Source organism: Bradyrhizobium sp. SPXBL-04, from assembly GCF_051853035.1.
In the GTDB taxonomy this organism is placed as follows: domain Bacteria; phylum Pseudomonadota; class Alphaproteobacteria; order Rhizobiales; family Xanthobacteraceae; genus Bradyrhizobium; species Bradyrhizobium zhanjiangense.
On record NZ_CP182472.1, the window covers coordinates 1,411,361 to 1,426,405 of the forward strand.

General features: G+C 57.7%; 9 protein-coding genes and 1 pseudogene. 4 read left to right on the plus strand and 6 right to left on the minus strand.

Features of this window, described 5'->3' with window-relative positions:
* Positions 1-514 precede the first annotated feature (514 nt).
* Entirely contained in the window at positions 515-5,194 is a 4,680-nt protein-coding gene (locus tag ACNJX8_RS06670; protein WP_439359986.1) for a trifunctional serine/threonine-protein kinase/ATP-binding protein/sensor histidine kinase, read from the minus strand.
* A gap of 283 nt (positions 5,195-5,477) precedes the next feature.
* Between ACNJX8_RS06670 and ACNJX8_RS06675 the strand changes: the two are divergent.
* Positions 5,478-5,637 (plus strand): annotated as a pseudogene (locus ACNJX8_RS06675) (IS5/IS1182 family transposase); the annotation flags it as partial.
* A 113-nt stretch (positions 5,638-5,750) separates the two neighbouring features.
* Here the strand turns inward: ACNJX8_RS06675 and ACNJX8_RS06680 are convergent.
* Together ACNJX8_RS06680 and ACNJX8_RS06685 are read right to left on the minus strand one after the other, a co-directional pair.
* Entirely contained in the window at positions 5,751-6,158 is a 408-nt protein-coding gene (locus ACNJX8_RS06680; protein ID WP_439359987.1) for a globin domain-containing protein, read from the minus strand.
* 223 nt (positions 6,159-6,381) lie between these two features.
* Entirely contained in the window at positions 6,382-7,386 is a 1,005-nt protein-coding gene (locus tag ACNJX8_RS06685) for a helix-turn-helix domain-containing protein (protein ID WP_439359988.1), read from the minus strand.
* A 332-nt stretch (positions 7,387-7,718) separates the two neighbouring features.
* On the opposite strand from ACNJX8_RS06685, the gene ACNJX8_RS06690 reads away from it, so the two are divergent.
* Complete coding sequence (locus tag ACNJX8_RS06690) at positions 7,719-8,255, plus strand: PAS domain-containing protein (RefSeq protein WP_439359989.1); 537 nt, start codon at positions 7,719-7,721, stop codon at positions 8,253-8,255.
* A gap of 175 nt (positions 8,256-8,430) precedes the next feature.
* Positions 8,431-9,045 (plus strand): sulfite oxidase-like oxidoreductase, encoded by a 615-nt coding sequence (locus ACNJX8_RS06695; protein WP_439359990.1) that lies wholly within the window; start codon positions 8,431-8,433, stop codon positions 9,043-9,045.
* Between the two features lie 46 nt (positions 9,046-9,091).
* On the opposite strand, the gene ACNJX8_RS06700 is transcribed toward ACNJX8_RS06695, so the two are convergent.
* From ACNJX8_RS06700 to ACNJX8_RS06710, 3 genes are all read right to left on the minus strand, one after another.
* The gene (locus ACNJX8_RS06700; RefSeq protein ID WP_439359991.1) at positions 9,092-9,484 is read right to left on the minus strand and encodes a response regulator transcription factor; all 393 of its coding nucleotides are present in this window, start codon (positions 9,482-9,484) and stop codon (positions 9,092-9,094) included.
* 349 nt (positions 9,485-9,833) lie between these two features.
* Positions 9,834-10,490: a response regulator transcription factor gene (locus ACNJX8_RS06705; RefSeq protein ID WP_128956813.1), complete on the minus strand. Its 657-nt coding sequence runs from the start codon at positions 10,488-10,490 to the stop codon at positions 9,834-9,836.
* A 614-nt stretch (positions 10,491-11,104) separates the two neighbouring features.
* Complete coding sequence (locus ACNJX8_RS06710) at positions 11,105-12,004, minus strand: helix-turn-helix domain-containing protein (RefSeq protein WP_439359992.1); 900 nt, start codon at positions 12,002-12,004, stop codon at positions 11,105-11,107.
* Between the two features lie 2,266 nt (positions 12,005-14,270).
* Here ACNJX8_RS06710 and ACNJX8_RS06715 point away from each other — a divergent pair.
* Positions 14,271-15,044: a heme ABC transporter permease gene (locus ACNJX8_RS06715; RefSeq protein ID WP_439359993.1), complete on the plus strand. Its 774-nt coding sequence runs from the start codon at positions 14,271-14,273 to the stop codon at positions 15,042-15,044.
* Position 15,045 lies beyond the last annotated feature (1 nt).

Sequence of the window (15,045 nt, forward strand, 5' to 3'; positions counted from 1 at the left end):
GGCAATGCAGTTGGCGCAGGGAATATGGTTCGCATCCTGGTTATCCGTGACGCTGCTGTCCTGATGTCTCGCGAGAGATAGAGCAGATTGCGCGTGACGGTAAGCTCGGTTCTTGTTGCAGCGTTCTCATTCTTGCGGATTTATCGAGTGAGTAGTTCCGCTTCGTCTCTGGCCTGCCCGGCAGCTCCGTGGTCTCGATCACCTATCAATGTAAGTTGGCTTAAAAGTCAGCCGCGGCCTACAAGTGAGAATAATTACACAGGTCGCCCTTGGTTAGTTGATTGGTCGGTGCCTTTTTTGGATTAGCAACTAAAGCGCGCTTGCCATGCAGGGGTCGCCATCTGTCATTGCATCAAGGCGACTCAACGGGCGAATTCAATAACTAGTGCAGCTCTGTCACGTGAGCGACGGGCACGTGCTTGAAATCGCAAAAGCCGAAAGACACCAAGATTCGCACCGTCGATAGACATTCGCTCCGCTGTTGGCTGGCTGTAGGATATTCGATTCACGCGGCTCAATTTGACTGCGCGGGCAACGTGAATCGAAAAGTTGCTCCCCGAGGTTCGGCGGCCGTGGCCCACAGTCGTCCCCCGTGCGCTTCGATGATGGTGCGGCAGATCGACAGACCCATCCCCAAGCCTCCGGGCTTTGTCGTATTGAAGGCGTCAAAGACGCGCTCAAGATCCGCTGAGCTCAGGCCTGGACCTGAATCCCGCACCTCGACAAGAACGCCATCCGGCTCGCTCTTATCGGTGGTAATCACCAATTCTCGCGCCCCCTCACAGATCGAGCTCAAGGCTTCGATCGCGTTGATGATCAGGTTCATAATCACTTGTTGCACCTGGACCCGATCTCCTTGAATGAGCGGCAAGCCGTCCACGAGGTGTGACTGCACCACAATGCCATTCTTCTCGACTTCGCCACGGGTCAGGGCGATGACCTCGAGGATTGCTCCGTTGATGTCCACTTCTTCTTTCCGGAGAGGTGCTTTTTTGAAAAGCGCGCGCATCCGGCCGACGACCTCGCTGACGCGATTGCCGTTTGCAAAGATCCGGTTGAGAGCCTGACGAGCTTTCTCCAGATCTGCCGGTTCTTTGCTTAGCCAGTGCAACGCCGCTGAGGCATTGTTGAGCGTCGCGCCGATCGGCTGGTTGACTTCATGAGCGATCGAAGCAGAGAGCTGCCCCATTGTTGCGACTCGATTCGCGTGCACGAGCTCCATCTGCACCTCGCTGTAGCGCCGCTCGCTTTCGCGAATTTCCTCCTCTGCCCGCTTGCGCTGCGTTAAGTCTACCACGAAGGCAACGCCCTGGTCGTGTCGCCCGCCGAACGTCGCTGCCCCGACCAGCACCGGCACGCGGCTGCCGTTTTTCAGGAAGTACTCCTTCTCATAGGGTTGCACGGTTCCGGTCGCCTCCAGCTCGGCCACGCGTCGGTCGTCGGTATCGCGCCATTCGGTAGGCGTCAGATCCCGCCAGCGCAGTCGACCGGAGACGAGATCGTCGCGGTCGTATCCGACGATGCGGAGAAAAGCTTCGTTGGCATCGATGATCCGATCGTCGCGATCCCAGACGAAGATGCCGATGATGTTGGCATCCACTAGCCGTCGGATCCTGGCCTCCCGTTCGGCTAGCTCGCGGTACAGGCTGGCATTCTCTATTGAGATAGCCGCCTGGGAAGCGAGCAGTGTGAGGACCACCATTCGAGCAGGAGTAAACACGTCAGTCGCAAAGTTGTTCTCCAAGTACAGCATTCCAATCAACCTGGTCTGCTTAAGTATCGGAAGACAGAGCACTGACCGCGAGCGATGGTCGCGAATATAGGCATCCGCTGAAAACGAGCTCCGACTGGATGCATCGTGCAGGAGGACGCATTCTTTTGCCCGAAGGACGTAGTGAAACACAGACTCCGGTAGATCAGCGGCCGTGACGCGTGCCTGTTTCAGGACCACGTTCACGTTGTCACCGCTGGTCGTGGCTTCTGCTTCAATTTGATATTTGTCGTCTCGCGAAAGTATCAAGAGACCTCGATCGGCGCCCGCGTGTTCGATTGCCGAACTCATCAGCGTGTTGATTAACTTCTCGAAGACGATCTCGCCTGACACTGCTTCCGACACTCTGAGTACGGTGGTCAAATCGAGCTGCTCGATAGGTGTCACTATCGTCGCCGCGGAATCCTGGATCGACTTGTCCACCTTGAGGTGCGGATAAAGCTCCTCAAGTTGGCGCACCTTTCCGTCGGCTCCCCAGCCCAAATAGCAGGTGCGCGCGGCCCGCAAATAGGTCGCGGCGATCTTCTCGTAACCGCGCTCTGCGTAGAAGCGCCCGGCAATCTCGTTGGCAATTGCCTGGTTGTGCACAAATCCGTGTTTGTGAGCCTCGTGGATGGCCTTGTCGTACAGCTCCTGAGCGTTCTGCACCCGGCCCTCAAGGCGGGCGATTTCGGCGCCGACCAACGTGGCGCGATCTTCGAAGGTTTCGGGGTTGGCCTCCGTCCACATTTGGAGCTCCCGGTAGTGGTCCAGCACAGAATCGAAATGCCTCGGCTTCTCCTCCGGTGTGGCGCGATCAAAGACCGCCGCATGCGCCAGCGCGCCATAGAGTCGATACTCCGCTGACTCGAACATTGCCGCCGACGTCCAAAGCAGCGGTTCGGCGTGTAGCGAGGCGTCAACCGCCGACGCAAGGTCTCCGGCGAAAAAGTGCGCCTGCAGCTTTCGCGTCCAGTAATAGAATTCGGCGAGCACCAAGTCGGGGCTCTTGGCTAAGCGGCGTTCGGTATCGATTTCACTGTATCCCTCGTGATCCAGGCATCCGAAAGTTGCGGTCAGCCCGCGTAAGGTGAGGATCAAACCGAGTTGTGCTTCGCAGCGCTCGATGGCCAGGCCGAAGCGCGCCCGCCTAGCAGATGCCAGGCCGTTCTCGCATTCCTTTTGCACTTCGGCGAGTGGATCCCCGGCGGCGAGGCAAACCGTGACAGTGAGCAACTCGCACTCGGCTGTCAGATACTCGATCGAGAAGATGAGCTGGTGATTGCGTTTCCAAGTCTCTTCTTCAAGAATGGCTCTGCCGGCTCTGAGATACTTGAGCGCCGAGTCGTATGCTGTCGAGAGCTTCGCGCGCCGGCCGGCGATCAGATTAAGTTCCGCGACGCGCTCGCGATCCTCGACTAAGGCGATGAGATGGGAGCCTCGGTTGAGTTGATTGACGATCTCAAATATCGCCTCCTCACGTTTGTCAGCGGGCGTGTGCTCGGCGAGGAGCATTCCGATGCGCAGGTGAGCCTCGGCACGCAGCTCCTCCGGAATTAGCGAGTAGGCGGCTTCCTGCACGCGGTCGTGCAGGAAACGGTAGGAATTGTCCGCACGGAAGATGAGGCCCGATCGCACGGCTTCCCAGAGATGGTCGTGGATGTGCTCGATTGAGCCCTGATACCCAATCCGCAGCATCTCGAACTCTGCACTGTTGCCCATGCAGGCGAGCTGCTGGAGTACCTTCTGGGTTTCTGGCGGAAGGCGCTTCAACTTCTCGACCATCAGCTCTACAACATTGTCCGTGAAGCCTTTGTCACGAATGCGAAGCAGGTCCCATACCCAACGGCGCTCGCGATAATCGAATTTCAGTAGGCGATCGTCCGCCAGAGTAGAAATGAACTGGATTGCGAAGAACGGGTTGCCCGAGGTCTTTTCGTGGATCAAGTCTGCCAGTGGGGCCCCGCGCTCCAGTTGGCAGTGAAGTGAGTCCACAATCAGTTTGCCTAGATCGTCGCGACTGAGTGGTGTGAGAACGATGTCCTGCACTGCCGCTCCGGCCTGACGGATCGCTTCCAGCTTACGCACGAGCGGGTGGGTGGCATTGACCTCGTTGTCCCGGTACGCACCAATGAGCAGCAAGTGCTGCAAATTGTTGCGGGTCAACAGGTCTTCGAGGAGGTCGAGTGTGGCGACATCTAGCCATTGCATGTCATCGAGGAAGAGCGCGAGCGGGTGTTCGGGTCGCGCAAATACGCCGATGAACCGTCGAAATACGATCTGAAAACGTCTCTGCGCTTCCTGCGGCGGCAATTCGGGCACTGGCGGCTGTTCGCCAATGACATGCCTCAATTCCGGGACCAGATCGACGAGAAGCAGTCCGTTGGGACCCAGCGCCTCACGAAGTGCGTCCTGCCATTTGCGCAGGTCTTCCTCGTTCTGGCTGAGGAGCCGCCGGACGAGGCTCTGAAACGCCTGGGCCAACGAGGCATGCGGAATGTCGCGCTTGTACTGGTCGGACTTGCCTGATGCAAACAAGCCGCGTGGCGGCACGAGTGGTTTGTGTAGCTCATTGACGACTGCGGATTTGCCGATGCCGGAATATCCGGAGACCAGCACCAGTTCTATACGGCCACCGCCTACGATGCGGTCGAAGGCGGTCAGCAGAGCATCAATCTCGCGGTCCCTCCCGTACAGCTTCTCGGGGATCAAAAGGCGATCTGGGGTGTCGTGAGCGCCAGGAGTGAAGTCATCGATCCACCCCTGGGACTCCCATTGGGACAGGCAGCGCCGAAGATCGCTCTCAACTCCCGCCGCTGTCTGATACCTCTCCTCCGCCGTCTTGGAGAGCAACTTCATCGTGATCGCGGACACCGAGACCGGTACGGTTCCTACGCGCTCGCTGGGTGCGGCTGGTTGTTTCGCGATGTGACAGTGCACCCATTCCATCGGGTCGGAGGCCGTGAATGGAAGACTCCCGGTCAGCATCTCGTAAAAGGTCACCCCAAGCGAGTAAAGGTCGCTCCGAGAATCGACCGAACGGTTCATTCGTCCCGTCTGCTCGGGTGCCATGTAGGCGAGCGTTCCCGCGATGAACTCTGGAGGTTCGGGCGACTGGCGCTCGCGCGTAAGTTTGGAGGCAATCCCGAATCCCGTGAGCCACGCGTTGCCGGTGTCATCGACGAGAACATTCGCAGGCTTGATATCCTTATGTATAAAGCCCTGCTGATGGACTTGACCGAGTGTTCTTGCCAACCCAATAGCGGTGCGAAGGAAACGAGTCAGGTCGAGGGGTTGCCCCTGGTCACGCTCAAGAATCCGATCCAGCGGCTGACCGCCAGGGTCCTTGAGTAAGAGGATCATCCGCCCTTCGTGACGAGCAATGGCCAGAGGCTTGGCAGCCCACGCGGGATCGAGTTCGGCTCCGAGCGAGTATTCGTGCATGAGCCGCCTGATGCTCTGAGGCGACGGCTGTTCGAAGAGTGCGATCGCTAGGACCGGCGAGGGAGCGTCGTGCTTTCGGCCGCGGTAAAGGGTAAAGTCCGCGCTTTCCCGCAGGGGCGCCAGCACGTACCCCGAGAGCCCCGGGATAGGTGACATTCTTGTTGCCACAGCATCACCACTTCAGCAAGCTGCCTAACCTTCACGTAGCGCTGTCATAGCGCTACCCGGCTCTCGCGCGCATGCGTCATCAGGCGGTCTTCGTCGTATGCGTACGATGCGCAATACGCCGGATCAACAGATATCGCTGACAGATCCGGATGCCCGTTCGATGGCCACCAGCGGACGCGGATCGGGTGTCGTCGGCTAAAATGTCCAGGTCGCGGTGGACACCGCGACATTATCTGATTGTTACGCACGAGGTCATAAACGTCGGCCGACAACGGCCGCCCGCCGATCGTATCCGTTTGCACACAACCAAGACTCGGAACGGACATATCGGGATCACCGCTTCCAGAGATGGAAAAAAGGCGCCTAGTGCCATGCGGGAGATCGTAAATCAAATGCCGGCCGCCGCCTTCATTTCACCCGCGAGTTCATCGTAGCAGACCGTCCACGCCTCACGAACGGCGGGCGTGAGATCCTCTCCAAGCGCCTGTTCGAGGGTCCAGAGCAACGCTTCCCGCACCGCGTCGTAGTCGGCGAGCTTAACCCCGTACTCGACATGGCGGACGGCAAGGTCATGGATCGCGGGCGAAAGTTGATCCAGCGCGGGTAGATTGTAGACGACCATAGCGAGCATGGTCATTAGCTTGACGCCCTGAATACGCATGTTGTTTCTGAATAGCGGCCGGAAATTCGGATTGGTGGCGAATAGCCGCTCGTAGAACAACGCCGCGGCGACCTCAGGCATCGCCGCCAGCCGGGCGAAGGTGGTCTGAACAAGCTCCTGCTGCACAGCATCCACGATGTCATTTCCTTTGCGTGCGGGCGCGGCTCACTCGGCTGCGCGCGACACATGATAGCAATCGGATGCGACATCTCAGGCGCATAGAAACGTCGTGCAACCCGACGCATCTCATTGGCGCGCGATTTCCGTGGGTCATTCACACGGAAGCAGTTGCGACGTCGTCTCATTTAGCGCCAGTCAACGTCTCATCTAGCGCCAAGCGGGAGATCGCCCCGAGCATTCACGATGTGTCCTTTCCTGTCGTGCGCTGGCCATTCACTCGTCCTTGCGATGCCGCACGCAGCATGGTGGGCGGGCTACCGAACTCGCTTGCGAACGTGCGATAAAACGTCGCCATACTGTTGAACCCCCAGCCAAAAGCTATATCGATCACCGATCGGCCGGTTCCCGTCGCGTCGGCGATGGCGTCGCGGCACCGGAGCAGTCGCTCGCGCGAAACGTATCGGGCGAAACTGACATTGTTTGCCTCGAACAGGCGATGCAACTGGCGCGTCGAGATGCCGAGTGCGGCCGCGGCGCTGGCGGCGGTCAGGGAAGGATCGGCGAGATGCAGGTCGACGTAACGCTTGGCGGCCGCGAGCCGCGCCGATTGTAGCGAATCCCGCCCCCGATTGATGCCATCGTTGGAGATGTTACAGCTCAGTGCCACGAGACCGCAGAGATTGCGCAGCACGGCTTCACCGTGTTCGTTGGAGAGCAGCGGGGCTTGCGCCTTCACCGCATCAATAGCTGCGCCGAGCAGCGAGCCGAGCGGCGAGGCACCGGCCAACCGAAACGGGCGTTCCAGTCGGCCCCCGGTTATAATCGGCGAGAGTGCAGCCCACGGGATGATCAGCATGTCGAACGACTCTGGGCCTTTCCATTCTGCGTCGAATTGCCATTCAGTCGAGCTTATGCAGAAATCACCGGGCTCATGAATGAGGTCGACTGGCGTGCTGCGCGCCGCGGCCCTCCAGATGACCGGCGCGCGAAATCGGCGGACGAAGAAGGCTTCAATCTTGTCCCTGGCAACGTCGGCCGCCGTCCGTTGGACCCTCTCAAGTCCCGAACTTATCTCCAGCAGCGCAAATTCGCCTGCAATCGATCCACTCGCTTCCGCGCGAAAGGAAGCGGGATCCGGAATCTCGCCCGGCGTGATGCTATGGGCCTGCTTCGCGAAATAGTCGCACCAGAACCTCACGCGGTCGCGCGGCGCAATATGGTCCGTGGAAAAATGGACTTGCATGATCATCCCGTGGGCCGATCAAATGCTTTGGAACCTAACTTAGACCGGTTACATGGGCAAAGCGAGGGTGCCAGACTTTGGGGCAGCCCAATTTTTAAGGGCGGATGTGGAGAGTTCCTTTGCGTCTCGGTTCCAGCAGGCGAGCTGATCACCGCACCCGCCTCTCCGCGGCCTTAACTGAACAACGACCCAATGGCGATCGGCGCAAAATGAGACATCATGCGGCGCACGGTGAGACGACGGTAGTGACCTGCGAGACTATGCTTACTCAAATTCAAGTGTAAGGCCGAATAGGTCCTATGAACAAGGTGGGTACACAAAGGAGGTCGAAAATGGCAACCAACGCAACAAGCACGATGATTTTGGATGGCGACTTCGACAAAATCGACTTCCGAGGAGAAATCGTCGACGGGCACCTCGTCACAAAAGGAATTCTTGCAGACCAAGCGGCAATGGATTCTATCCCGGTAGGGATATACGTTCTCGAAAAGGATGCCACTGTCGTCAAGTGCAACAAAGCTGCAATCGCGGGTTGGGGACGCACGCCGTCTCTGGGAGCCTCGGAGAAGTATTGCGGGTCACACCTTCTGCGTTACCCTTCAGGACAAGTGATGCCGCACGAACTTGCACCACCATCCGTGGTGATCAACAACGGCGCCACCGTTCGCAACGCCGACGTGATTTGCGAGCATCCCAACGGCAATCGTCTCCTGGCGCTCGTTAATGTCTTTCCGATTCGTGACAACGACGACGAAGTGATCGGAGCCGTCAACATTTTCCGTCACAATACCAGCAAGACTGTCCCTGGCTTACTCTCCGAGTCTGCAAATAATTCCGATTCCGAGATCGGTGAGGGGGAGGAGCAGTGAGGCTCCCTTCGCCGCTTCGGGTTCCGTAGCTCTTCATAGGGACCTTCTCGGCATGTGGCGTACCAGAAGCTCAATGCTTGTCCGCCGCACCCGGCTGACCGCGTTTTCGGGCCCTGGAAATTAGAAGGTACGCTAACTAGGCGCGCGGTGCTTTTGCGCGCGCCATACTTTTGCGATGGAGCTAGTTGTGCGATCGAACGAGCGACGTGAACGAGAGCGTGAGTTGCGTGCCGCTGGGCGGCTGCCCCCAGGACAGTCGCTTACGCTCGAGTGGCCGGTGAAGCATGTGGGCCCGGTGCCGGTCTTTCGTCCCAGGACGTGGGATTTTCGAGTGTTCGGCCTGGTGGAGGAGCAACTGCGGCTTTCGTGGGAGGAACTTTCCAATCTGCCGCAGAGCGAAGTATTTGCGGACATGCACTGCGTCGTGCACTGGAGTCGGTTCGACAACCATTGGGAAGGATTGCTCGCCACAGAATTAATGAAGCGAGTGAAGCTGCGGCCAGAGGCGCGGCATGTGATGGTCCATGGCGAGAATAACCACACGGCAAACCTGCCAATCTCGGATTTTCTGCGCCCGACGACGATCTTCGCCCTGCGGCATAACGGCGAACTCCTTACGGCCGAGCATGGCTACCCGTTGCGCCTCGTGGTGCCAAACCTCTATGCGTATAAGAGCGTGAAGTGGGTACGCGGGATCGAGTTTTTGGATCGCGAATCGCCGGGCTTATGGGAATTTAACGGATATCACATCTACGGCGACCCATTCAAAGAGCAACGATCTTCGAGCTGAAACTCGGGACCGAACCTGGCCGGGGCGCCGGCAGCTGATTTCGCGGTCATGATGGGTTTTCATCCGATTTTGCGCGCTGCAGAGCCGATTGGACGCATCCGAGCAGAACCTCTTCGTCGATGGGCTTGGTCAGATAGCCAACGACGCCCTGACCCAGAACTCGAGTTCGCGCGCTGTCATCGGGGTAAGCCGTGATCAGAATTGTTGGTATGTCATAGCCAGATCCTACCAAGCGGCTATGCAATTCAGGCCCAGTCATGCGCGGCATGTGGACATCAACGATCAAACAGGAGGTATGGCGGACGTTAGGAGACGCCAAGAAATCCATTGCGGATGCAAAGGCCTCAGTCGTGAAGCCAACTGCCTGCATGAGCCCCGCTAACGCATCGCGAGATTGCTCATCATCATCGATGATCGAAATCTGAATCTCGCTAGACATATCCCCGCCTTCAATGCTGGGGATGCGGACCGCCGCATTTCGCGTTCCGTATCTCAAGTAGGGCACCGCGCGGCTATCCAAGCATCGTACTATAACGACAAGCGTTTGGACCCGCGATTATATTGTGGACGGGCGATGCCAGACCTCGGAATAATCGATGTTATACTTTAGGATAAGTGATCCAGAACTTCTGAATAGGTCAACCCGATTTGGGCCACTTCCGAACGCGTGCGCTGATGCCAGGTCATTGCGCTCGACGCGGCAGGGGGCGCGCTTCCGGCACCCGATCAAAAGCATCAGTTGGGTTTGCGCCTAAACAATTTTTGCTGATGGAGCCACCACGAAGCGATTAAGACCGTGGCGACTTTATACCAAGCGTCTCCGCTATTCTGACAAGCTCGGCTAGAGATTGCGCACCCATCTTCTGCATCACATGGCCGCGGTGCGCCTTCACAGTGATCTCAGCTACGCCTAGCTGGAAAGCGATCTGCTTGTTCTTTAAGCCAGAGGTCACGAGAGCCAGCACCTCTCGCTCGCGCGGGCTTAAACGTTCGAGACGCGATTTCAGGTCCGTAAGCCGCTGCTCGACCTTTCGCCGCGTCCGATCGCGCTCCAGCGCGATCGTCACCGCATCCAGCATGTCCTGATCGCGGAACGGCTTCGTCAGAAAATCGACAGCGCCTGCCTTCATTGCCTTAACCGACATCGGAATGTCGCCGTGGCCGGTCATGAAGATGATGGGAATGGAAGCGTTCATTTTCGACAGCTCGGTTTGGAAGTCGAGACCGCCCAAGCCCGGCAATCTAACGTCAAGTACAAGGCAGCTCACCACGTCGGGTAATAATTCGCCTTCGAGCAGCTCCGCGGCCGACCCAAACAACTTGACCTTGAAGCCGACCGAGTTGAACAGATCTCCGAGGGAGTCGCGGAAGTCCCTGTCATCGTCAACGACGGCTATAGTTGGCTCCTCGGCTACTGCACGCTTTTGAATAGAATGCTGCGCCACGAGATACTCTCCCAACTTCGTGTAAAAATATCACCGCCACGAAGGCCGTTCAACACATGAGAGGGGTTCCAGCGTGGAACGCCATGGTTCGCGGGCCACGAGAAGTTCGCCAGTTTGATGTCCTCACCTCCATGCTGTAGGCGGCCCGATGAAATGTCAGCTCACCTTCACGCTCCATTAGCAGCGACAGATTTACGGAACCCGGGATCACTCTGTGGCGTTTGGGCGGGGCCGTCCCCTTTGCGCCGCTTCAGCTTTCGATCGCTTTGCTGAGCTCCGACAGCGGGATTTCTGCGTTCTGTTCGCCACGAGTCTTCCGGCTCTTAGCCGGTTGCTGGTGGGCTATGGGGGAGCATCGAGTACGGCAGGTCTCCGATTTGCGGCGTGTTAACCGGTTCGGCGGATTAAGACCGAAATGATCCGTTTAGGTGCGATACCGTGCTCACCGTTACGTCGCGCGAACGGATGCTGCTAGGCCATCACTCGTAGATGCAGGTCTTCTTCCGGCTCATGAGCTGCGTTCCTAAGGCGCCGAAAGCCCGACCGCCTCAACGCAATGAGAGGCCGAGATGCCTCCACTTTCCGAATAGCAAACTTGGTCGCAACGTCGCAGGTCATTCATATGTCAAAGGAGGAGCCACGCTTCGGCGGTAATCCGCGGGGGCAATTCCCGTCGCCTTCCGGAACGCCGTGGCAAACGCGCTACGACTGCTGAAGCCTACCGCCCGACCGATTTCCGTCATCGAGCCCACTCGTTTTGAGAGAAGCAACTTGGCGTGCTCAACACGATGCATAGTTTGGTACCGATGTGGCGGCATTCCGACAGATTGCTTGAATACCCTGCAGAAATGATATGGGCTCAGACGAACGAGTTGCGCCAACGTGCCAATCGGTATCCGCTCACTGAGATGTTCCTGGATATAGGCGCTGACGAGTCGTTGCTGCCACGGTGCAAGGCCGCCTTGGAGTTGAGGTTGAATGCTGGGCATCCCGCAAGTGAAACGCACGATTTCATGTATGAGCAGAGTACCGAGACTCCCGAAGTACATCGGGTCTCCTGCACGGCTCTCGACGAACGTCTTCAGCTTGAGCGCGGTGTGCCAGAGCGTTTCGTCTTGAAATAGTATACGTGGAGCGTTCGGTAGGTCGGTGATGCCACGCTTAGAAAGAGCCTTCAGGTTCTCAGGTTCGAAGTAGAAGTACATGAGCCGCATCTGCGACCCGCGCAGCTCGTGCCAATCGTGAAATTCGCGGCCAGCCGGCACGAATGTCAGTTTCCGCTCGAGGTTTCGGAGCGCAGATCGCGGCAGACCTTCCACGAATGTCTCTCCTTCACTGCGCGCTCCCTTCTCGTACATCACGAGCATATGGACTGGAGCCCGAAAATGATTCTGGATTCTTCCTCGTCCGGTGAATCGCAAGGATTCGGCCGTCATGCCATACCCATTTACCTTGAAGCGTGCCACAGTGTCGGAAGGAGAGATTTCAACGACAGGATGGATCACGTCCGCCACGAGGTGACCATCTGATTGGCAAATTCTATCAAAAATGGAGCAGCCATGGTCGCCTTCAAAGTTTCGGGACGGGGTTATCGGGAGCAACGCTTGCGATCTTGAAAGCTGTCGCAGATCTTCAGGGCCACGCGGCGAACGGCGTAGCGTCGTCGAATTCTTCCGTAAACGGACTTGGTGGAGTTCGGCTCCTAGTTTGGAGGTCGGAAGTAGTAGGGAGCCTTCTGGCATGGCTTCTCCTCTTCGCTCAAAGTGGGTTCGTGCTGTCAACTGACCGTCATTTGCTAGACACATGGGGTCGAGCTCCGGGTGCCCATTCAGGACTCTTTCATCCATTCCATTGTCGCGGTGTTTCTGCGTGGGCACTAGGCCGAGCGCCGGCTTTCTTCGCCCGAATCCGCGACGAACGGGTCGAGGTGAGCATGCCGTGTGATACCTTGGTCCTCAATTGCACTCGCATTTGCGCGTCTGACAGGAAGGGCCAAACGGGGACAAACTTTCGCGGAGCCGAGCTGCGACTTTCGTATATCCAGGCTTCGACTTAATTCATGCGGAGCTTCACATGGCCAACTCGGAGTCCTGAACCGTCGTGCGCGCCCCCGAGTTGGTTGGATGTCCCTCAGGATCGCGCGCATGCTACGGAGAAACACAAGACCAGAAATACCGGACGGCGGGTCCTAACCTGGAACGACTGTTCTTCAAGCGCCTATTGTTTGGCCTGGCCCCAATTTTGGTGCAGCTCTAGTTTGCCGCGCCGGCTAGTCAGGCCTGTAGCAAATCAATAATTCTGTACGCCCTACTTGGAGGCAAACTATGCAGTCGCCGAGCAAACTCGTCAGATACGGCAAATTAATCATTCGGAGGTGGTAGATCATCGCGTCCGCCCGAGCTTGCGACTTTGTGGCGAGTGCAATCGAAATGCGTCCCTAATCTTCGCGGTCACAACATCATAGGCCACTATACGCTTATCGTGATTGGTGCGAGATAGTTCTCACGAGTTCGTCACGGGTTGGATTTTGAAGATGCGTGGCCGATTCTCGAAGGATGCACTGGTACCGCGACGGCCGTTTAGAAATGTACCCTTGATAGCGGTCCCGTGGCCCGCATTTTCTATCATCCCGGCCCCTGAGACCCGCGAAACCGATTGCTACGCGGACACCCCTAACTCTCTCCGTACTGGTCTTGATCGAAGATGCGGACAAAATCGGCCATGCTGGATTGGTCTCGATTTTCGGCCATAGCCCGAAGTTGTGTGTTGGGCGCGGGCGGGCTCCCCCGCCAAAACCAGATTAGGAGATCCACGATGTTTTTCATGGCCGGCTCTCCGCAGCGAACCGTCGAACTAGAGACACTTGCGGGATCGGCGACACACGTTTCAATCAGGGGAAAGGTCGGGCGGGCGCTACGCCGCCGACCCTATCCTGCAACTGCCTGCTCGCGGGCCGGTTCCGTTGCTTTTCATTCCGTATCAACAGCTAGCACGGGTCTTGTGATTGACGCCATTGGGCGCGGGTATCGAGTGACAGTACAGAGGTATTGGTTGAATCAACGCCGGTCTAATTCCGAATGGGCGTAGACAAAAGAAGGCCGCCTGCGTTGCCACAAGCGGCCCAAGTCTAGGGAGGCGCCCAAGGTGGGCAGCGATGGCGGGGGGAGAGGACCATCGCAGCCTCATACATACGATGATCGCGATCGCCGGCTCAATTGAACGCTGGTACAGGTCAGCCATCCAAATGCAGCAAGGGTCCTATACGAAAGGTCAAGACGCTCGCCGCTCGGCGAACCGCTTCTACTGACCTAAGCCGTTAGCTTGCCGCACTCCACCATCGACATGGTCATAAGGGCCGCCTCCGGATCAAGCGGCGAGCCAGGAGCACCGATAGCCTTTGAGTGCTTCGACCGTTACCAAGACAGGCATGCGTCAGACGCGAGGCCGCTTATCCAAGTGATCGCTCATCCCCAGACGCCTTCCACATCCTCAATGCCCAACTACGTGACTGCACAACACCGAGCCTCAAAGCCAAATTTTCTTCGTGAAAAATCAGCGTCAAGGATCAAACCTCATCGGGCGGACGTCTCGATAGATATGTCTAAACTCTGACCTTCGGGCATCGAAATGATAACTGAGGGTAATTTGCGAACCCGTGTCTCCTGTGATGCAATACTCATCTGCTTGCAGGGCGACCCGAGAGCAGAGTCTTTTCGCGAGCCGCGTTCGGAAGCGAGCGAATTCCCCCAGCCTGCAGGTTGGCTTAGAGGAGAGCAAAATTTGAAGCTCAGCTTTACCGCCTATAGCAATCCGGGCAACTTCGTGCGCATTACCGCAAAGCTGCTGCCGTTGCTTTGGGGTTCGACAGCCGTCGCGTTCGCGCTTGGTCTATTTGGAACGTTCGACGCGCCCCCCGACTATCAGCAAGGTGAGACGGCGCGAATAATGTACATCCACGTCCCCGCCGCCTGGACAGCGATGCTCGCCTACACGTTGATGGTGGTGTCTGCGCTTGGATCGTTGGTATGGCGTCATCCACTCGCCGATGCGGCTCAAAAAGCGGCCGCACCCCTAGGCGCAGCTTTCACTTTCATCTGCCTGGTCACGGGCTCGTTGTGGGGCAAACCAATGTGGGGCACATATTGGGTGTGGGACGCACGGCTCACTTCCATGCTGGTTCTGCTTCTCATTTATCTCGGTCTCATCGCGCTCTGGCAGACAATCGAGGACCCGAGTAGAGCGGCACGAGCAGTTTCGATTATGACCCTGGTGGGTTTTATCGATATTCCGATTGTGAAGTTCTCGGTTGATTGGTGGAACACGCTCCACCAACCGGCGTCGGTGTTCCGGATGGAGGGCTCGGCGATTGCTGGCTCGATGCTATGGCCGCTGATCGTTATGGCGCTCGCATACACACTTTTGTTCGTGACTCTCCACGTTATGGCGATTCGCAACGAGATCATCCGCCGCCGAGCCCGGCGGCTTGCGATCACGCTGGCGGAAAATGGCGAGGCGGCGATGACTCGTATGCTGTCTGCCGAAATAGCTTCCTGAG

Excerpts from the sequence above, each read along its gene's own strand:
- ACNJX8_RS06695 (WP_439359990.1), top strand. The coding sequence starts at position 8,431 with ATGGAGCTAGTTGTGCGATCGAACGAGCGACGTGAACGAGAGCGTGAG.
- ACNJX8_RS06690 (WP_439359989.1), top strand. The coding sequence starts at position 7,719 with ATGGCAACCAACGCAACAAGCACGATGATTTTGGATGGCGACTTCGAC.
- ACNJX8_RS06700 (WP_439359991.1), bottom strand. The coding sequence starts at position 9,484 with ATGTCTAGCGAGATTCAGATTTCGATCATCGATGATGATGAGCAATCT.
- ACNJX8_RS06685 (WP_439359988.1), bottom strand. The coding sequence starts at position 7,386 with ATGCAAGTCCATTTTTCCACGGACCATATTGCGCCGCGCGACCGCGTG.
- ACNJX8_RS06670 (WP_439359986.1), bottom strand. The coding sequence starts at position 5,194 with ATGCACGAATACTCGCTCGGAGCCGAACTCGATCCCGCGTGGGCTGCC.